Origin of the sequence: Pseudomonas sp. BC42 (genome assembly GCF_021560055.1) — a bacterium.
Taxonomy (GTDB): Bacteria; Pseudomonadota; Gammaproteobacteria; order Pseudomonadales; family Pseudomonadaceae; genus Aquipseudomonas.
The window spans coordinates 5,608,600-5,628,407 of the sequence record NZ_CP091067.1; the positions used below are offsets into that span (position 1 = coordinate 5,608,600).

Annotated in this window: 15 protein-coding genes; 4 read left to right on the forward strand and 11 right to left on the reverse strand. The window is 63.2% G+C overall.

Annotated elements, in window-relative coordinates; translation table 11 throughout:
* Positions 1 to 178 precede the first annotated feature (178 nt).
* From L1O02_RS25355 to L1O02_RS25370, 4 genes are all read right to left on the reverse strand, one after another.
* On the reverse strand, positions 179 to 2,254 hold the full coding sequence (locus tag L1O02_RS25355) for a flotillin family protein (protein WP_103741021.1): 2,076 nt from the start codon (positions 2,252 to 2,254) through the stop codon (positions 179 to 181).
* Between the two features lie 36 nt (positions 2,255 to 2,290).
* Positions 2,291 to 2,932, reverse strand: a complete 642-nt coding sequence (locus tag L1O02_RS25360) for an OB-fold-containig protein (protein WP_060837702.1) — start codon at positions 2,930 to 2,932, stop codon at positions 2,291 to 2,293.
* A 66-nt stretch (positions 2,933 to 2,998) separates the two neighbouring features.
* Positions 2,999 to 3,694, reverse strand: a complete 696-nt coding sequence (locus tag L1O02_RS25365) for a PspA/IM30 family protein (RefSeq protein ID WP_060837701.1) — start codon at positions 3,692 to 3,694, stop codon at positions 2,999 to 3,001.
* 15 nt (positions 3,695 to 3,709) lie between these two features.
* Complete coding sequence (locus tag L1O02_RS25370; RefSeq protein ID WP_060837700.1) at positions 3,710 to 4,330, reverse strand: YjfI family protein; 621 nt, start codon at positions 4,328 to 4,330, stop codon at positions 3,710 to 3,712.
* Between the two features lie 316 nt (positions 4,331 to 4,646).
* Here L1O02_RS25370 and L1O02_RS25375 point away from each other — a divergent pair, with 316 nt between their 5' ends.
* On the forward strand, positions 4,647 to 5,846 hold the full coding sequence (locus L1O02_RS25375; protein ID WP_060837699.1) for a CaiB/BaiF CoA-transferase family protein: 1,200 nt from the start codon (positions 4,647 to 4,649) through the stop codon (positions 5,844 to 5,846).
* A gap of 133 nt (positions 5,847 to 5,979) precedes the next feature.
* Positions 5,980 to 6,774, forward strand: a complete 795-nt coding sequence (locus L1O02_RS25380; protein ID WP_235758906.1) for a TIGR02285 family protein — start codon at positions 5,980 to 5,982, stop codon at positions 6,772 to 6,774.
* Positions 6,775 to 6,942: 168 nt separating this feature from the next.
* Here the strand turns inward: L1O02_RS25380 and L1O02_RS25385 are convergent, their stop codons facing one another.
* The gene (locus L1O02_RS25385; protein ID WP_108544419.1) at positions 6,943 to 7,230 is read right to left on the reverse strand and encodes a DUF3509 domain-containing protein; all 288 of its coding nucleotides are present in this window, start codon (positions 7,228 to 7,230) and stop codon (positions 6,943 to 6,945) included.
* 218 nt (positions 7,231 to 7,448) lie between these two features.
* Here L1O02_RS25385 and L1O02_RS25390 point away from each other — a divergent pair, with 218 nt between their 5' ends.
* A complete protein-coding gene (locus tag L1O02_RS25390; protein ID WP_173655887.1) occupies positions 7,449 to 8,102 on the forward strand; it encodes a response regulator transcription factor in 654 nt (217 codons plus the stop codon).
* On the opposite strand, the gene L1O02_RS25395 is transcribed toward L1O02_RS25390, so the two are convergent.
* The 6 genes from L1O02_RS25395 to xerD all read right to left on the reverse strand — a co-directional run bounded on the left by L1O02_RS25395 (position 8,099) and on the right by xerD (position 17,894).
* Complete coding sequence (locus L1O02_RS25395) at positions 8,099 to 9,364, reverse strand: EAL domain-containing response regulator (protein ID WP_060837696.1); 1,266 nt, start codon at positions 9,362 to 9,364, stop codon at positions 8,099 to 8,101. The two genes, L1O02_RS25390 and L1O02_RS25395, sit on opposite strands and share 4 nt — an antisense overlap.
* 91 nt (positions 9,365 to 9,455) lie before the next feature.
* On the reverse strand, positions 9,456 to 13,061 hold the full coding sequence (locus L1O02_RS25400; RefSeq protein ID WP_235758908.1) for a transporter substrate-binding domain-containing protein: 3,606 nt from the start codon (positions 13,059 to 13,061) through the stop codon (positions 9,456 to 9,458).
* Positions 13,062 to 13,161: 100 nt separating this feature from the next.
* The gene (gene thrC / locus L1O02_RS25405; protein ID WP_235758910.1) at positions 13,162 to 14,571 is read right to left on the reverse strand and encodes a threonine synthase; all 1,410 of its coding nucleotides are present in this window, start codon (positions 14,569 to 14,571) and stop codon (positions 13,162 to 13,164) included.
* 104 nt (positions 14,572 to 14,675) lie between these two features.
* Positions 14,676 to 15,980: a homoserine dehydrogenase gene (locus L1O02_RS25410; protein ID WP_060842565.1), complete on the reverse strand. Its 1,305-nt coding sequence runs from the start codon at positions 15,978 to 15,980 to the stop codon at positions 14,676 to 14,678.
* Between the two features lie 135 nt (positions 15,981 to 16,115).
* Entirely contained in the window at positions 16,116 to 16,847 is a 732-nt protein-coding gene (locus tag L1O02_RS25415; protein WP_060837693.1) for a thioredoxin fold domain-containing protein, read from the reverse strand.
* A gap of 150 nt (positions 16,848 to 16,997) precedes the next feature.
* Complete coding sequence (gene xerD, locus L1O02_RS25420; RefSeq protein ID WP_060842564.1) at positions 16,998 to 17,894, reverse strand: site-specific tyrosine recombinase XerD; 897 nt, start codon at positions 17,892 to 17,894, stop codon at positions 16,998 to 17,000.
* Positions 17,895 to 18,001: 107 nt separating this feature from the next.
* On the opposite strand from xerD, the gene L1O02_RS25425 reads away from it, so the two are divergent.
* A complete protein-coding gene (locus L1O02_RS25425; protein ID WP_108544413.1) occupies positions 18,002 to 19,804 on the forward strand; it encodes a sodium:proton antiporter in 1,803 nt (600 codons plus the stop codon).
* Positions 19,805 to 19,808 lie beyond the last annotated feature (4 nt).

The window sequence follows — 19,808 nt, forward strand, 5'->3', positions numbered from 1 at the left end:
ATCTACGGCGGTGTGCAAAAAAAGCGGGCTCCTCAAACCTGGAGCCCGGTGCCCGACACAAGGCCGGTAGCCGCTGCCGCGGGCTGCGTGCTTGAGGGCCCGAAGGCCCTCAAGGGCTGCGCCTCCTACGGAGTCGGTCGCAGCCTTCGGCAGCGGCTACAGGTGTGTCAGGTGTGGGTCAGGCTTCGGCAGACGGCGCGTCGGCCTTGCGCGAGACGGCAGCGGCGGCCAGTTCGGCGGCAACCGCCGGGGCGCCCTTGCCATTGAGCAGGCGTGCCAGGACGTCCTGGACCACCGGGCTCTTGCCCACCACGCCCTCGATGGCCTTGCCCACCGACAGCGACTTGGCGAAGGAGTTGAAGAAGTCGCCTTCGCCGCCAACGATCTCGATCTTGGCCTTGCTGAGGGCCGCCGACAGCACTTCGGCCTGGTCCTTGGCGATCTCCTTGTTGGCGGCGATGGCGGCCATCGCTTCCTCGAAGTTCTTCTCCAGTTGCATGCGGAACTCTTCGTGCTGACGCGCGCTGTCGCTGAGGGAATCCAGGGCACCGAACTTCTTGCCCAGGCCTTCGGCTTCGGCGTTCAGGCGCTGCAGCAGCACTTCGGCTTCGGCCGAACCCAGGTCCTTGGTGGCCTTGGCCTTGGCCGCGCCCAGTTGCTCTTCGCCACGGGCCTGAGCCCCGAGTTTCTCTTCCATGACCTTGGCTTCGGCCAGGCCGTCCTTCTCCTTGGCCGCCGCCTGGGCTTCCATGATGCGGGCGTCGGCCAGGCCTTTTTCCTGCTCGCCACGGGCTTCGGCAATCAGCTGCTCGGTGCGGACGCGGGCTTGCGCCAGGCCTTCTTTTTCCTGGGCCGCTGCAGTGATTTCCAGCACGCGGGCATCGGCCAGGCCAGGCGCGGCGCGCTCGGCTTCCAGGCCTTCGGCCAGGCGTTTCTTGGCTTCGGCCTGCTTGGCCGCGGCTTCCAGCTCGGCCTGGGCCAGGTTGTTGATTTCCACCGCCTTGTGCTTGGAGCGGGTTTCGTCGGCTTCGGCCTGTTTGACCTGGCGCACCAGATCCTGCTCGGCTTCGGCCTGGGCCTGGATCACCACCACTTGCTTGGCACGCTCGGCTTCGGAAACCTCGCGCACTTCCTTGATCCGCTCTTCTTCCTGGGCCACGGTCTTCTCCACCGCGACCCGCTCACGGATCACCGTGGCGATGTTCTTACGCTGCTCTTCCAGGGCCTTTTCTTTCTCGATGCGCTGCAGTTCCACTTCACGCTCGCGGGCCACCACTTCCAGGTCCTTGGCGCGGGTGACTTTCTCCACTTCGATGACCACCGCGCGCTGGCGGTTCTGCTGGGCCACTTCGACTTCGCGCTGATGGTTCTCGGTGCGCACGTCGATTTCCTGCTGCGCCTGGATACGGGCCTGTTCGGCCTTCAGACGCTCTTCTTCCTTGACCTTGGCGGTCTCGGCTTCCTCGCGGGCGCGGATGGTTTCGATCTCGCGCTTCTGCCGTGCTTCGGCATCGGCCTGCTGGCGTTCCAGCGACAGCGAGGCTTCGCGGGTCTCGACGTTCTTCTTCTGGATCGCCAGTTCCTGGTTGCGCTCCAGTTCGTTGGTGATGACGTTCTGCGCCGCGGTCAGCTCGGTGATCTTGCGGATACCCTCGGCGTCGAGAATGTTGCTCGGGTCCAGGGAATGCTTGGCGGTCTGCTCCAGGTAGTCGATGGCCACGTCTTCCAGCACATAGCCGTTGAGGTCGTTGCCGATGATCTCGATGATGCGGTCGCGGAAGTCCTGGCGGTTCTCGAATAGCTGGACGAAGTCGAACTGCTTGCCCACGGTCTTCAGCGCTTCGGAGAACTTGGCGTTGAACAGCTCGTTGACCGCGGCGCGATCGGAGGCGCGGTCGACACCGATGGCCTTGGCCACCTTGAGCACGTCTTCCTGGGTTTCATTGACCCGCAGGTAGAAGGCCACGGTGATGTCGGCGCGCATGTTGTCGCGGCAGATCAGACCATCCTTGGCCCGACGGTCGACTTCCAGGGTGATCAGCGAGATGCGCATGAACTCCTTGAGGTGGATGACCGGGTACACCAGGGCGCCGGTGAAGTGCACCTTGGGGGTCGAGGACATGTCGTTGACGATCAGCGCCGTGCCTTGGGGGACCTTGATGTAGAAGGCCTTGAACAGGGCCAACAGGCCGAAGACCACCAGGACGACGAGGCCGATCCCGAGCAGGATGGGCAGCAGCGACGGTAAATTCATGCAATCAATCTCCTTTGATTCTGAGGAAGCCCGGGCTCAGAGGCCGCGAAACTCGTCCTCGGTAATGACCCGATAGGCGTGTTGCGCCTCCAGATACTCCAGTAACACGACGCGATCGCCGCGTTTGAAAGCTCGCGCCTCATCGGCACGCACACGCAGGATCAGGCCCGCGCCGCCGTTCTCGAGCACGGCTTCGCCGTGTTCCAGGGTGACTCTGCCGCTACGCACCACAGCGGTCTGCCCCAGCACCGACTGGCTGCTGGTGGCTTCCATCTTGTGAAACAGCGGACGCAGCGGACGGCAGATGGCCGCGCTGATGGGCGCTGCCAGAAACAGCGCAACCACGGCCAGCAACAGGCCCAGGGGATAGCGCAGCCAGCCCAGGGGCAGGTGGCTGAGGACGTAGAGTTCGGCGAAATAGGTCAGGAACCAGCTGAAGAACATCAGCAGGGTCAGCACCAGGGTGACCGGCACCCCGTTGAGCTTGAACTTGATCAGCAGCCCGGCCAGGCCTTCGCCGGCGTGGGCGCTGTCGAGCAGCGAGTCGGCCTCGAAGTCCAGCAGGTCGACTTCAAGCATGCCCATGGCCACCACGGCCCAGTAGATCACGGCCAGGCAGAGCATGAAGCTGAACAGCACTGTGGGGAACGACAACACTGTCTGCAGGAAGATTTCCATTGCTTTCCTATCCCTGAAAAAGCCGGGCAAGGCCCGACGACCTCGCCCCTACAACACAACGATGAATCAGGACTTGTTACGGTCCTTGAGGCGCGCCAGCACGCTGTCGGCGCTGGTGCTGCCGGCGACGATCCCGGCCTCGCGCAACTTGGCGTCCAGGGCGTCGTCGGGGTTGCTGGTGCTGGCCAGCTCCGCTGCGGCTTCCATCTTCGCCGCGCGCTCGGCCTGCTTCTGCTTGATCCGCTCCAGGGACTCCACCGCGGTGTGCAGCTTGCTCTGGGAGCCGCCGTAGCGCTGGGCCACGGCCTGCTGGGCCTTCTGCACGCTCTCGGTGGCCTTGACGGTATCCACCTGCTGTTTCAAATGTTTGATATTGCCCTCGGCCTGGGTCACGGCCTTGCGCAACTGGGCCACGCTGGCGGCGAAACCGTCGGCCTGCTCGCGTTCCACGGCCAGGTCGTTCTCCAGGTTGGCGATTTTCTGCGCCACTTCCTGGGCGAGCTGTTCGTTGCCCGACTCCAGGGCCTTGAGGGCGTAGGTTTCATATTCGGCGATCTTCGCCGCGCTGCCATTGGCGCGCTCGGCGGCGAGTTTCTGCCGGGCCATGATCTCGGCCAGGGCCTCCTTGGACTTGCGCAGTTCCTGATCGGCGTCGCGGATTTCCTGATCGAGAATCCTCAGTGCCTGGCTGTCCACCAGGGCTTCACCCGCTTCGTTGGCGCCACCGCGCAGGGCGGTAAGCAACTTGCTCCATACGTTCATGTGCATTCCTCCAGGTCAGGCCTGAGCCTTCAGGTAGCCTTCATAGGCCTCGGTAGCCCTGATCACGTTGCTGGCCAGGGTTTCGATCTCGTAGAGCACGTTGGAGAGGATCGAGGTGGCGCTGAGCGCGCCGAACATCATGTAGAAGCGCTCGCCGCCAAGACGGGTTTCCAGGCCGATGCTCGACAGCGGGAACAGCTGGCGGCTGAGCAGGACCTCTTCATTGAAGGCCTGCACATCGGTCACTTCGCTTTGCGGCCAGAGCAGGGCTTCGACCAGGATCTGCTCGCCGGACAGGGCAACGAACAGCGGCAGGTCGCCGTATTCGCGCATGGTCACGTGCAAGCTCGGTTCGGCGCCTTCAAGCAGCTCAACGCAGGCTTCGCCGCTGCTGAACAACTCGGTGGCCATCAGGGCCTGGCACAGCGATCGGGCATTCCAGATCTGCGGCATGCTCATTTCTCCATCCTTTTCCACAGGAGCCAGCCCCTTGGAGGGCTGACGCAGTTTGCGTTCAACCGCCAGCAACGCCTGGGCGTTCTCCGGCAGTATCCAGACTTCCTTTTTCACCAGGCCCTGATCACGCAGGCGCTGGCGGAATAAACGTTGGTAATGGGCTGAGGATTTGTTTTCCATGGCGCACAGACTAGAGCATCACATGTAAGGAGTTCAATTCATCACATGTAAGTTTTTGATCGGGTATTTGTAACGAGATTTATCAGACTTACCGTTCCGGCAAGAGCACAGGCTCCGTCACGGACATAGACCAGATTGCGTCCTTTGCAAGCGCGTTCTCTCGAAAGGCGTCATTAAACCTGTCACCAAAGGGAATGAGAAGCACAATTGTCTGCGCAGCCACCCGGAAATAATCAACGCGGGCCGGCGCCGGACGCTGACTTAATCACGACCAATGGTCTAGGCTAGGCGGATTTTCCTGCCCAGCGGATGCCCCATGAACAGTCTCAGCAAGCCCCTCGCCGGATTGAAAGTGATCGAACTCGGCACCTTGATCGCCGGCCCCTTCGCCTCGCGCATCTGCGCCGAGTTCGGTGCCGAGGTGATCAAGGTCGAATCCCCGGACGGCGGCGATCCGTTGCGCAAGTGGCGCAAGCTGTATGAAGGCACTTCGCTGTGGTGGTTCGTCCAGGCGCGCAACAAGAAATCCCTGACCCTGAACCTCAAGCACCCCGAAGGCCTGGCGGTGCTCAAGCAACTGCTGGGCGAAGCGGACATCCTGATCGAGAACTTCCGCCCCGGCGTGCTGGAGAAGCTCGGCCTGGGCTGGGACGTGCTGCACGCCCTGAACCCGAAACTGGTGATGGTGCGCCTGTCCGGCTTCGGCCAGACCGGACCGATGAAGGACCAGCCGGGTTTCGGCGCCGTGGGCGAATCCATGGGTGGCCTGCGCTACATCACCGGCTTCGAGGACCGCCCGCCGGTGCGCACCGGAATCTCCATCGGCGACTCCATCGCCGCTCTGTGGGGCGTGATCGGCGCCCTGATGGCCCTGCGTCATCGCGAGGTCAACGGCGGCCAGGGGCAAGTGGTGGACGTGGCGCTGTACGAGGCGATCTTCGCCATGATGGAGAGCATGGTTCCGGAGTTCGACGTGTTCGGCTTTATCCGCGAACGCAGCGGCAACATCATGCCCGGCATCACCCCGTCGTCGATCCACACCAGCGCCGACGGCAGGCATGTGCAGATCGGCGCCAACGGCGACGCGATCTTCAAGCGCTTCATGCACCTCATCGGCCGCGACGACCTGGCCAACGATCCCGCGCTGGCCAGCAACGATGGACGCGACACTCGCCGCGACGAACTGTACGGGGTAATCGATCGCTGGGTGGCGTCCCTGCCCCTGGAACGGGTGCTGGAGCAACTGAACCAGGCCGAAGTCCCGGCCAGCCGGATCTTCAGCGCCGAAGACATGTTCAACGATCCGCAATTTCTGGCCCGGGAAATGTTCCTCCAGGCCAAGCTGCCGGACGGCAAGGCCTTCAAGATGCCCGGCATCGTGCCGAAACTCTCTGAGACGCCCGGCTCCGCGGACTGGATCGGCCCCGAACTGGGCGAACATTCGGCACAGGTCCTGGAGGGCCTGGGCTACAGCAGCGAGCAGATCCAGCACTTGCGCAACTCTGGGGCAATCTAACCTGAAACAGCCGTCTCACACCGACGCTCCACAACCGGCACATCGACGCTCGAAGCCCGGCCTTGGCCGACTGACGACGGCGCTCGCGGTGTGCCTGCTGTGGCTGCCCTGCCCACCCGGCCACGCCGGGGAAATGCTCACCTGGCTGCTGCGCGACCTGCCCCCCTTGAATGTGTTCGAAGGCCAGCAGAAGGGCCGCGGCGTCATCGACCTGCTGATGCCACAACTGATCGCCAACCTGCCCGAGTACCAGCACGAGCTGGTCCGGGTCAATCGCGCGCGAGGCATGCAGATGCTGCGCGAGCCCAGCTTCACCTGCGACCCGGCGCTGATCTGGAGCAAGGAGCGCGCGCAGTGGGTCGCCTACTCCATCACCAGCTTTCGCGTATTGAGCAATGGCCTGGCGATCCGCCGCGCCGACCGCGAACAACTCGCGCACTTCCTGCATGACGGCAAGGTCGACCTGCATGGCCTGCTCGAGAGCGGCAAGGAACTGATTGGCGTGGTGGCCGAGCGCAGCTACGGGCAACAGCTCGACAACCTGCTACAGCAAGTGTCGCCGCAGCAGATTCGCGCCCACTATGGCAACGACGCCCTGGGCAGCCTGCTGCAGATGCAGCGCCTGGGCCGCCTGCAACTGCTCCTGGGCTACTGGCCGGAAATCCGCTATCAGGCCATGCAGCAAGGTATCGACCCGCAGGATCTGGAGTTCTATCCGATCGAAGGCACCAGCAAGTATCAGGAAATCCACGTCGGCTGCTCCGACACCCCACAGGGCAGGCAGGCCATCACCCAGATCAACCAGGCCCTGCTCAAGCTGCGCGAAGTGCAACTGGTGGAGCTGTATGCCGCCTGGCTGGACCCCGGAATGCGCGACGAATACCGCGCCGACGCCCGCGCCTACTTCCAGGACCTACACGACCACTGACAAATCCCGGGCAAAAAGAAACCCCGAGAAGTGGGGAGACGACTCGGGGTTAAACGCGGTCTTTGACGACCGGTATCAGCCGGCTGCAAGCACCGGAGCACAATGCCTGATCCTGCTGATACTGAGTCTGACTGATACGACTGGCGGAAGGTTCCGTAAAAATTTGCATCAGCGGTGCTGATCGAACACCTTGCCTTCGGCGGCGTGGCGCAAGGCTGCGATCACACAAGGCTCCAGCCGCCCTTCAGCGATCAACACATCACGGTACAGCCCATCGACCACATCGGTCAGCAGGCGCTTGTCGGCGAGCTGGGCCTGATTGACCTCACGCTCCACGACAATCGCACCAGCGGTATTCTTCAGCCTCACCAGGCATTCACCGTGGGCGCCACAGGGCATCAGCGTGACCTGGTAGGGACTCAACGACTCACTCAATAAAAGACTGATACTTTCCATCTAGATCACCACTCAATAGCTCGAATTAGAGGTTCGAAAACAAAAATGCCGGTAGCTTTCTGACATTCAAGTGACCATCGCTCAGAGAAGAAAGTTCGCCACGCCTACTGCTGCCGACCTGAGTCAATCGAGCATGCACGGGTAACATGACAGATATAAAACGGCCAACCAGGCGCAACCCACGCCGCCGTTGCATTGGAGCCCAAGCTTTGAAAGCAATGTCGAACCACAGATTGCGCATCATCCTTGCCGACGACCACCCGATCTTCCTGATCGGCCTGCGTGCCGTGCTGGAGCAAAACGACAGCTTGATGATCGTCGGTGAAGCCCGATCCCCCTCCGCCCTCGTCCAGTTGCTGCAGGACACGGAATGCGATGTGCTGGTAACGGATTTCATGATGCCCGAGGAGCAACAGAACGACGGCCTGCGCCTGATCGAACAACTGCGCCGGCATCATCCCGATCTGCCCATCGTGGTGGTGACCATGCTCAACCACGCCGGACTGTTCCGCTCGATCCTCGACCTCGGCGTGATGGGCCTGCTGAGCAAGGCCAGCCTGGCCGATGAGTTGCCGTCCGCCATTGCCCGGGCACGACAGCACAAGCGCTATGTCGCCCAGGCCATCAGCCGGGCCCTGAGCCTTGCCGGCGAAGTGGGCCCGGATCGCCTGGTGTCCAAGGACCAGTTGTCCCCCCGGGAGCTGGAAGTGATCCGCCTGCTGGCCGCCGGCCATGCCGTGGGGGAAATTGCCACCCGGCTCAACCGCAGCAAACAGACCGTCAGCGCACAGAAAGTCAGCGCCATGCGCAAACTGGGTCTTTCCAGCGAAGCGGCGCTGTACATCTACGTTCAGGAACATGGGCTGTCCTAGGCACACAAACCGGCCAACTGCTCGCCCGGCCCATTGCATCCCGCTCCTGAAGTTTCGACCAGCCATTGGCGCAACTCGGCGGCGCTCATCGGTGGCGCGATAAAACAACCCTGCAGATGAACCGCCCCCAACGCCCTGGCCGCCAAACAGTCGGCCTCACTCTCGATGCCCGTCACCACCACCGCCAGGGACATGCGCCGAGCCATGCTCGTGGCGCCACCGACCAGTGCCAGCTTGCGTTCATCGGCCGCCATGCCTGCAACAAACACCGGAGGGATCTTCAGCTCGGTGAAAGGCAGCTCCAGCAGGCGCTGCAGACTGGTGCCCCCGGTACCGAAATCGCCAATGGACAACTTGCAGCCCAGCATCCGCAGGCGCAACAGTGCCTCGACATGGGCGCTATCGGTTTGCAATTGGGTGGTGTCGACCAGCTCCAGGGTCAACATCCGCGCCGGGACTTCGAAGCGCCTCAGCAAGGCTTCCAACTGCCGAGGGAACAGCGGCCGCTCAAGGATGCCGGTGGGAATGTTCACCGCAATCGGCAGCCAGTAGCCCAGCACCAGCTTCACTCCGGCCACCAGCTCAAGTGCCTGCTCCAGCATGTGCCAGGTGAAGAGTTCTTGCAGGCCGGCGAACTCGATCAGGGGAAGAAACTCGCCCGGCATCAGCAAGCCCCGCTCGGGATGCTGCCAGCGGGCCAGTGCCTCGACACCCTGCAACCCGCCCTGCTGGTGGATGACGGGCTGAAAGTGCGCCACGCCACAACCCAGCACCGCCGCCAGCCCCTCGTCCGTGGTCACAGGTTCGCGAACAAAGGGTTCAAGGCCCAGCAAGTCCCGGAGCAGTGTCTGATTCAGCTCGGGGCCATCGGCCCTGGAGTGCAACTGATAGGCACAGAGCAAGTCGCCAATCACCGCGGCCGACGCCGGTTTTGGCAGGCATGCGAGCACTTTCAGGCCCAATTCACGGGCCATGCCGGACGCGCCCTCAAGCACATCCGGCTCCGCGTCGCTGAGAATGATCAAGGCCTTGGCCTGCTGGTGCCGGGCCAGATCACGGATCAGTTCCAGGCCGTCAGCCTGCTCCAGGTACAGATCGCAGATGGCGATATCCACCGGCCCCTTGCTGTCCAGCGAACGCCGCGCGGATGCCACGTTCTCGGCAGCCAGCACGTTGAAAACGCCATTGGCGTTGAGCATCTGGTGCAAGGCCATCAACTGGAACGAGTTATCTTCGAGAATCAGCACGTTAAGCGTATTCATGGGGGGCAACCTCCGAGACGGCGCAAGTGAAACAGTCCACTACGAGCCGACACGGTAGTCAGATATTTCTTAGCCACACATAGGACAAGTCTTATTCGTCCAGAGCCGCCTGAATGTCGCTACGCAAGATCCCGATAACGTCTCGCAACTCCGGCCAATGACTGGCCAGCGCCTGCGCCTGCTGCCCCTTGACCACCTCTTCCAACGCGATACAGACCTTGGCCAGGGGCAAGGCGTCAATCAGGCAACACACCCCCTTGAGACGGTGCAAGGTGCCTCCCAGGCCCCGCCAATCCTGCGCCGCCAGGGCCGCCTCCAGCGCCTGCTGCTCCTCGTCGAGATTACGCAACAACTCCTGCAACATGCGCTGCAGCACCGGCTCATCGGCCTGAGTCATCCCGCGCAAGGTCTGGATATTGAATGACGGTGACGGCAGGAAACGCGCGAGGGACTGAGCCAATTGATCCAGGGTCACCGGCTTGACCAGCAATTGATCCATGCCGGCACGCTCGCAGCGCTCTCGCTCGTCTTCGAAAGCATTGGCGGTACAACCGATCACCGGACAGCGCCGACGCCCCTCTTGCGCCTCGATCCGGCGGATGGCCTCGGTCAGTGCATAGCCGCTCATCTGCGGCATGTTGCAATCGGTCATCAGTACGTCAAAGGCCCCGGAACGCCACTGCAGCAGCGCCTCCTGGGCATTGTCACAGGCCACGACCCGGTGCCCGAGAAACATCAACTGCTGGCTCAGGACCATCCGATTGGCGCTCAAGTCATCCACCACCAGCACCTCGATGCTGCGACTCGGCGGGCGCTCGGCAGACGGTGACGCCTGAGGCTCAAGATCGTCGCTGACCCGTTCCGGATACAGCTCGAGGGTGACCACGGTTCCCGCACCCGGTTCGCTCGACAGGTGAATGCGCCCGCCCATCAACTCGATCAGCTGCCGACAGATGCTCAGGCCCAGCCCGGTACCGCCATACGTCGAGGAGGTCATGGCGTCGGCTTGAACAAAAGGCGTGAAAATGTTCGCTTGCTGCTCGGCACTGATACCCGGGCCGGTGTCCGCAACACTGATGCGCAGGCACTCGATACCGGACTCGTCGGGCTGACGCTCGACCGTCACCCGCACCTCACCTTCCGCGGTGAACTTCAGGGCGTTGCTCAACAGGTTGTGCAGGACCTGGCGCAAGCGCAGCGGGTCGAAGAAATAACGGCCCTGGGCCTCTGCGTTGAACACCAACCGTAAATGCACCCCCTGATTACGCGCCGTTACCTCGAACAACTGCCGAACACTCTCGAAAAACGGCTTGAGGGCGGTGACCTGTGGCACCAACTGCATGTGCCCGGCTTCGATCTTGGCCAGATCAAGGCTGTCCCCCATCAGGCTGATCAACTCCTGGGCGGAGCGATAGGCCACCCGCAAGGCCTCGGAGAAGGGCGCGCCCCGGACCCTGGCCTGCTCCTTTTCCAGCTCAAGCAAGCCGACGATGGCCGTCATGGGCGTGCGGATCTCATGGCTCATGGTGGACAGAAATGCGCTTTTCGCGGCATTGGCCTGATCGGCCGCCTGACGCGCCTCCACCAGCTGATTCTCCAGGCGCTTGCGCTCGGTGATATCGATCCAGCCGCCCAGCAAGCCTTGCAGGAGCCCGTCGGCGCTATAGAAGGGCACTGTCCATTGATAGGCGTGAATCGAACCATTGCGCGTCTCCACCTGCCGATCGGCGAACACCGACGCCTCGCTGGCCAGCAATTGCATGATCTCGCCATGCAACTGGCGAGCGGTGGCCGCAGGCAACAGGTCCAGCTCGGTCAGTTGTCGTCCGCGAATCAGCTCCAGGCTCGTCCCCAACTGCTGCTCGTAACTCTTGTTGCAAGTGATCAGGCGCCCTTCCAGGTCTCGGACAAAGATCGGATTGGGAATGCCGTCAAGCAGAGCACGCATGAACACCAACTGATCATTGAGTCGTTGCTCGGCCTGCAATCGCTGCTGAATCTGGCGCTTGAGCCGACTGCTCCAGGCCAGGGAGGCCAGCCCGAATAGCAGCGCCGTGGCAATGGCCCAGTAGACCCAGGTCGGCACACGCTGCCAGGCCGGCATCGGCACCGGCGTGGCTCCCAGCCACTTGAGGCGAATGGCACTGAGCTCCGCCACCGGCAGCGCCTCCAGCGACTTGTTCAAGATGCTCAGCAGTTCGGGCTGATCCTTGCGCACGGAAAACTCGTCAGCCGACCAGGTGCCTTCGACACTGCGCCCGACCCGCAACCCGTCATCGGCCGCCCCCAGCGCCTGAACCTGGACCTCATTCTGAATGGTTGCCCGGGCCTCGCCACTACTCACCAGGGCCCGCGCCTCTTCATCGCTGGCGACACTGCGCAAGCGGATATCGGGGTAGTTGCGGCGAATGTAGCTCTCAAGGGTGTGCCGGGCCGGCAGCGCCAGTACCTCGCCTGCCAACTGTTCCAGGCTGCTCAGGCGCCGATCCTCGGGGCGCACGACAAAAACCCAGGCGGCACCACCAAAGGCATGGGAAAAATTCAGGAACAGTCGCCGGTCTTCACTGGCCGTGAGGGTCGAGTTCATCTGCGCCTGCCCGCTTTCCAGCAGCTCCAGGGTCTGCGCCGTGGTAAGGCTCTCCTTGTGCACAAAATGCAGACCGGTCATGCGCGAGATGCGGTTGAGCAAATCGATGTTCAGGCCAGCCCAGCGCCCCTCCTTGTCCTTGAACACATGGGGCGGATACTGCTGGGACGCGACCATCACATGCGGGTGCTGGAGAATCCAGGCCTGCTCCTCGGCGCTGAGTTCGATGCGCTCACCCGAGATATTCGCCCCCAGCCCGGTGGTCCAACGGGCCTGTATTTCCCGCTGCAGGGACTCGTCGATGCTCTGCAGCGCCTGCTCCAGCATGCCCGCCAGCAGCACGTTGTCATCCCGCGTGGCAAAGGCAAAGCCCGTCGGCGGCAGGCGGCTTTCATCCTGAATCCGCACCGCCAGATAAGGGCGCAGGGCCTGGTAGGCGCGGACGATGATCTCATTGCCGATGAAGGCGTCGGCATCGCCCTGATTCAATGCCTCCAAGCCGCTGTAGAGGTTCGGCGAGAGCATGATCTGACTGTTCGGATACGCCGCATGAACCTGCTCGGCGTTGGCATAGCCATCCAATAACACCAGTTTCTTGCCGGCCAGGTCATCGCTGGAGCTCACCCCGTCACGACGCACCACCACTACCGCCCTGTCAGGCATGTAGTCACTGGTGAAACGCAGCCCCGAGACACCGCGCTCATAGCCATTGGCACTGGTCAGGACATCGATACTGCCGTTGCGCAGCGCTTCAATCGCCTGCTCTCGCTCGGAAAACCCCAGGACCTCCATCGTGACACCCAACCGCTCGCCCACCAGCGCCAGGTAGTCGGCGCTGATTCCTTGATAGCGATTGCGGTCCCGGGTGATATCAATGGGCTGGTAATCATCGATGGCGATGCCGACCCTCAGCGTCTTATGCGTCGCCAGCCACTGGCGTTCGGCAGGTGCCAGGGCCAGGGGTTCCAGGTCAACGAAAGCCGGCACCAGCTTGAAGGGTAGATTCTTCGTCGCAGCCGCCAGCAACGCGCCACAGAACAGGCAGGCCAGCAGGCCCCCGACAAGCCGCCACAAGGCAAGTGACATGCAATGGGTTTGGCGGTTGCTCATCCGTGCCTCCCTGCCCCAGCCGGGCCAAGCTCATGCAACAAGTGCGAGAAAAAACAAAGCCCGTCAGGAGACGGGCTTCGTGGACGACAAGACCATCCGGTCAGAGCGGCTTGCCACGATTGCCGTGCTGGCTGACGAAAGCCTGCACCGCTTTCAGGTCGTTGGCCAGGACCGTGCAGCGTTCTTCACGCTGGAACAGGTCGGACAGGTGCGCCGGCAGCTCCAGGGCCTTGCCGACACCGGCCTTCTCCACGGCATCCGGGAACTTGACCGGGTGCGCGGTGCCCAGGACCACCATCGGCGTGTCCAGGCTGCGACGGCATTCACGGGCGGCCTTGACGCCGATCGCGGTGTGCGGGTCCAGCACTTCGCCGGTCTGGGCGAAGACTTCGGCGATGGTTTCGCAGGTCTGCTCGTCGTTCACCGCCAGGGAATCGAACAGCTTGCGCGCTTCGATCCAGCGGTCCTGTTCGACGCTGAAACCGCCGCCTTGCTTGAAGCTGTCCATCAGCGCGGCCAGGGCCGCGCCGTTGCGACCGTGCAGGTCGAACAGCAGGCGTTCGAAGTTCGACGACACCATGATGTCCATGGACGGCGACAGGGTCGCGTGCAGGGTTTCCTTGACGTACTGATTGCCGCTCATGAAGCGGTGCAGGATGTCGTTGCGGTTGGTCGCGACGATCAGCTGGCTGATCGGCAGGCCCATGTTGCGCGCCAGGTAGCCGGCGAAGATGTCGCCGAAGTTGCCGGTGGGCACCGAGAACGCGATGGAGCGCGCCGGACCGCCCAACTGCAGGGCCGCGTGGAAGTAGTAGACGATCTGGGCCATGATCCGCGCCCAGTTGATCGAGTTCACCGCCACCAGGCGCGTGCCCTTGAGGAAGCCCTGGTCGGCGAAGCTGGCCTTGACCATCTCCTGGCAGTCGTCGAAGTTGCCTTCGATGGCGATGTTGTGGATGTTCTCGCCGAGGATGGTGGTCATCTGCCGGCGCTGCACTTCCGATACCCGGTTGTGCGGATGCAGGATGAAGATGTCGACGTTGTCGCAACGCTTGCAGCCTTCGATGGCCGCCGAACCGGTGTCACCGGAGGTGGCGCCGATGATCACCACGCGCTCGCCGCGCTTCTCCAGCACGTAGTCCAGCAGGCGACCCAGCAGTTGCAGGGCGAAGTCCTTGAACGCCAGGGTCGGGCCGTGGAACAGCTCCAGCACCCACTCGTTGCCATTGAGCTGACGCAGCGGCGCAATGGCGTTGTGGGAGAACGCCCCGTAGGTTTCTTCGAGGATCTTCTTGAAGTCGGCATCCGGAATGCTGCCGGTGACGAACGGGCGCATGACCCGGAACGCCAGCTCGTGATACGGCAGGCCGGCCCAGGAAGCGATTTCTTCCTGGGTGAAACGTGGCAGGTTCTCCGGTACGTAGAGACCGCCGTCGCTGGCCAGACCGGCCAGCAGCACATCTTCGAAATTCAGGGCCGGTGCCTGGCCACGAGTACTGATATAGCGCATGGGGACAAACCTTCGGTTTGAGCTGCAAGTTGCAAGCTACAGGCGACAAGTCAGAGCAGTTGCGCTTCTGGCTTGCCGCTTGGAACTTGAAGCTTGCCGCTGCTTCAATTGAGATGTTCGACGCGGATACGGACCACTGGGCCAACGACGCCCTGCAGGGCCTCCAGCGCGGTAATCGCATCGTTGATGTGCTGCTCCAGAACGCGGTGGGTCAGCAGGATCATCGGCACCAGGCCGTCCTGCTCTTCCACTTCCTTCTGCATGATCGATTCGATGTTGATGCCACGCTCGGAAAGAATGCTCGCCACCTGGGCCAGCACGCCCGGGTGATCCTTGGCCTGGATGCGCAGGTAGTAGGCGCTTTCGCAGGACTCGATCGGCAGGATCGGGTGATCAGACAGGGAGTCCGGCTGGAAGGCCAGGTGCGGCACGCGGTTTTCCGGGTCGCTGGTCATGGCGCGAACCACGTCCACCAGGTCGGCCACCACCGAGGAAGCGGTCGGCTCCATACCGGCGCCGGCGCCGTAGAACAGGGTCGAACCGGCAGCGTCGCCATTGACCATGACCGCGTTCATCACGCCGTTGACGTTGGCGATCAGGCGATCGGCCGGGATCAGGGTCGGGTGCACCCGCAGCTCGATGCCCGCCTCGGTGCGGCGCGCCACACCCAGGTGCTTGATGCGGTAGCCCAGGGCTTCGGCGTAGTTCACGTCGGCGGTGGTCAGCTTGGTGATGCCTTCGGTGTAGGCCTTGTCGAACTGCAGCGGGATACCAAAGGCGATGGACGCCAGGATGGTCAGCTTGTGCGCGGCGTCGATGCCTTCGACGTCGAAGGTCGGATCGGCTTCGGCATAACCCAGGGCCTGGGCTTCGGCCAGCACGTCTTCGAAGGTGCGGCCCTTCTCGCGCATTTCCGAGAGGATGAAGTTGCCGGTGCCGTTGATGATCCCCGCCAGCCAGTTGATGCGGTTGGCCGACAGCCCTTCGCGGATCGCCTTGATCACCGGGATGCCACCGGCCACGGCGGCTTCGAAGGCCACGATCACGCCCTTCTCCTGGGCCTTGGCGAAGATTTCGTTACCGTGCACGGCGATCAGCGCCTTGTTCGCGGTGACCACGTGCTTGCCGTTCTCGATGGCCTTGAGCACCAGCTCGCGGGCCACGGTGTAGCCGCCCACCAGCTCGATGACGATATCGATCTCGGGGTTGGTGGCCACGGCGAATACATCGTTGGTAATCGCAATACCGGTCGTTTGGAACTGCGGCTTTGGCGTACGGGTAGCAATTTGCGCTACTTCGATTCCACGCCCGGCACGGCGGGCAATCTCCTCGGCGTTACGCTGAAGTACGTTTAGGGTACCGCCACCGACAGTACCCAGCCCACAGATGCCTACTTTGACCGGATTCACTCTGAACTCCCCATAAAACGGCCGACTCAAGGCCGGCCGTGGAAAACAGCCGCAAACAGCGCGGCTCTCTATTAATGCCCCTCCAGCTACACGCAGAGGGGCATGATCGTCAAAGGCTAGCGTGACGATGCAGGATTATTTCGCACCCAGCGCCAGTTTGGCGATCTGTGGTGCCGGCTGGTAGCCGGGAATTACCTGGCCATCGGCCAGAACGATGGCCGGCGTGCCATTGACGCCGATCGACTGCCCCAGCGCGAACTGCTTGGACACCGGGTTATCGCACTTGGCAGCCTTGATTTCCTTGCCGTCGACCATCTTGTCCATCGCGGCTTTCTTGTCCGCCGAGCACCAGACCGCCTGCAGCTGTTCGTCACCCGGCGAGCCCAGGCCCTGGCGCGGGAAGGCCACGTAGCGCACTTCCACACCCTGCTTGTTCAGCGCCGGGATTTCCGCGTGCAGCTTGTGGCAGTAGGGGCAGGTGGTGTCGGTAAATACGGTGATGTGGGTCTTGGTTTCGCCAATGGCCGGATAGACCACAGTTTCTGCGACCGGAATGCCGTTGATCAACTTGGAAATGCCCAGGCGCTCGGTTTTTTCCGTGAGATTCACCGGCTTGCCGTCCTTGAGCTGGAACAGATAGCCCTGAACCACGAACTGGCCGTCGGCGCTGGCGTAGAGCACGCGACTGCCCTTGAGCTTGACCTCATACAGGCCCGCCAGGGGGCTGGCGGTGATGCTTTCCACCGGCACTTCGAGCTGCAGCGTCTCGAGGCTCTTGCGGATGGCTTTCTCGGCACTGTCATCGGCCACGGCGAAGGTGCTGAGCAGCGCCAGGGAGGCGGCGGCAATAATCTGGGTCAAACGCATGGGAACTCCTGAAGGCGGGCAAATGGGCAAACGCCAAGGCTGGTCGGGACCAAACGCGGGCAAACACCCTTTTTGCAAACCGGCAAAGCCTATCACATCTGTTTGCCGGCACCGACTACGGGCGACGCAAAGCGCCGCACGGACGCCCATTCAGCCCCTTGGATGATGTTTGGCGTGCAGATCCTGCAGCCGCGCGCGCGCCACGTGGGTGTAGATCTGGGTGGTGGACAGGTCGCTGTGCCCCAGCAGCATCTGTACCACCCGCAAATCGGCACCGTGATTGAGCAGGTGCGTTGCAAACGCGTGGCGCAGGGTATGGGGCGACAGCGCCTTGCCGATCCCGGCGACCTTGGCCTGGTGCTTGATCCGGTGCCAGAAGGTCTGTCGGGTCATCTGCTCGCCGCGCTGGCTGGGAAACAGCACATCGCTGGGCCGCCCGCCCAGCAACTCGGCACGGCCATCGCGCATGTAGCGCTCGACCCAGACAATCGCCTCCTCGCCCATGGGCACCAGGCGCTCCTTGCTGCCCTTGCCCATGACCCGCAACACACCCTGGCGCAGGTTGACCTGCTCCAGGGTCAGGCTGATCAGCTCGGTGACCCGCAACCCGCAGGCATAGAGCACTTCAAGCATGGCGCGGTCGCGCTGGCCGATGGCCTCGCTCAGGTCCGGGGCGGCCAGCAGCGCCTCGACATCCGCTTCCGACAGCGACTTGGGCAACGGCCGCCCCAGTTGCGGCATGTCGATCCGCAGGGTCGGATCGACCTCAATCAGCTTCTCCCTGAGCAGATAGCGATAGAACCCGCGCAGGCCGGAGAGAAACCGCGCCGTCGAGCGGGGCTTGTAGGCCTGCTCCACGCGCCAGGCCAGGTGATCGAGGATCAACTCGCGACCGGCTCGCGGCAGTTCCAGCCCCTGCTCCTGCAGCCAGCCGTTGAACAGCGCCAGATCGCTGCGGTAGGCGTCGCGGGTGTTGTCGGACAAGCCTTTCTCCAACCACAGGGCATCGAGAAAACGGTCGATCAGAGGGTGGTCGATGGCGGGCATAAAGACTCGAAAGGCGCGGCCCAGGGGCTGCGGGTAAAAAAATAGTGAACTGCACGGAGGGTCGCTAGTCTTTCATAGCCAGCCATTTCAAGGAACAGGGTGCATTGATGAGCGAACAACAGATTCTGCTGGCCTTCGGCGGCATCGGCGTGGCGGCACTGGGCTGCCAATGGCTGGCCTGGAGGCTGAAGCTGCCGGCCATTCTGTTCCTGCTGCTCAGCGGCATCCTGGCCGGCCCCGTGCTCGGCTGGCTCGACCCGCAGGAAATGTTCGGCCCGCTGCTGATGCCCCTGGTGTCGCTGGCGGTGGCGCTGATCCTGTTCGAAGGCAGCCTGACCCTGCACCTCTCGGAATGGCGCGAGATCGGCAGTGTGGTCCATCGCCTGGTCACCCTCGGCGCGCTGTCCACCTGGGCGGTGATCACCCTGGCCACCCATTGGCTGCTGGGCTTCGACTGGATGCTGGCCCTGCTGTTCGGCACCCTGACCCTGGTCACCGGACCGACGGTGATCGTGCCCATGCTGCGGGTGGTGCGCCCCAAGGCCTCGATCGCCAACATCCTGCGCTGGGAAGGCATCGTCATCGATCCCATCGGCGCCCTGCTGGCGGTGGTGGTCTACAGCTTCATCATCGCCAGTGCCGCCGGCGATGGCCTGAGCCACAGCCTGCTGACCTTCGGCGGCGTGATTCTGTGCGGCAGCCTGTTCGGCATCGTCGGCGGCTGGGTCCTGGGCAGCATCATGCGGCGCCAGTGGCTGCCGGAATACCTGCACAACCTGGCAAGCCTGGCCGGGGTACTGGGAATCTTCATTGCCTCCAACCAGGTGATGCACGAATCCGGGCTGCTGGCGGTGACCCTGATGGGCATGTGGATGGCCAACATGAAGGGCGTGGACGTGCGGCACATCCTGCACTTCAAGGAGAACCTCAGCGTGCTGCTGATCTCCGGGCTGTTCATCCTGCTGGCAGCGCGCCTGGACCTCAAGGCGCTGATCGCCCTGGGCCCGCTGGTGCTGATCCTGCTGCTGGTGATCCAGTTCATCGCCCGCCCGCTGAACGTGCTGCTGTCCACCGCCGGCTCCAGCCTCAGCTGGCGCGAGCGGGCGTTGCTGGCGTGGATTGCCCCACGGGGGATTGTCGCCGCCGCGGTGTCGGCCATCTTCGCCATCCGCCTGGACGAAGCCGGCCATCAGGGCGCGCTGCTGCTGGTGCCGCTGACCTTCGCCGTGATCATCGGCACCGTGGTCCTGCAAAGCGCCACCGCTCGCCCTCTGGCGCGCCTGTTGAACGTCGCCGAACCGGCGCCCAGCGGCTTTCTGATCGTCGGGGCCAACGGTCCGGCCCGCACCCTGGGCAAGGCCCTGCAGCAACTGGGCAGCCGGGTGCTGCTGACCGACTCCAGCTGGGAGAACATCCGCACAGCGCGCATGGAAGGCCTGCCGACCTACTTCGGCAACCCGGCCTCGCAACATGCCGACGCGCACCTGGACCTGGTGGGCCTGGGGCATCTGCTGGCGCTCTCGCCTTCCGGCGAGCTCAACACCCTGGCGGCCATGCGCTTTCGTCATGACTTCGGTCATCAGCGCCTGTTCGCCCTGGCCAACAGCCAGGAAAGCCGGCGCACCGACAAACACCGCGCCAGTCACGAACACCGAGGCCAGCTACTGGGCAGCGAGGCCCTGAGCTACACCAAGCTGGCCAGCCTGCTGGGCCAGGGCGCGGAGCTGTACAGCACGCACCTGACCGAGGCCTTCGGCTGGGATGACTACCAGGCCCTGCACGGCGAACGCGCCACCCTGCTGTTCGCCCGCGACAGCAACGGCTGGGTGCACGTAGTCACCCCGGAGAGCGACCTCAAGCCGGCACCGGGCTGGACCCTGCTGGCGCTGATCCAGCCCGAGTCCCCGTAACCAG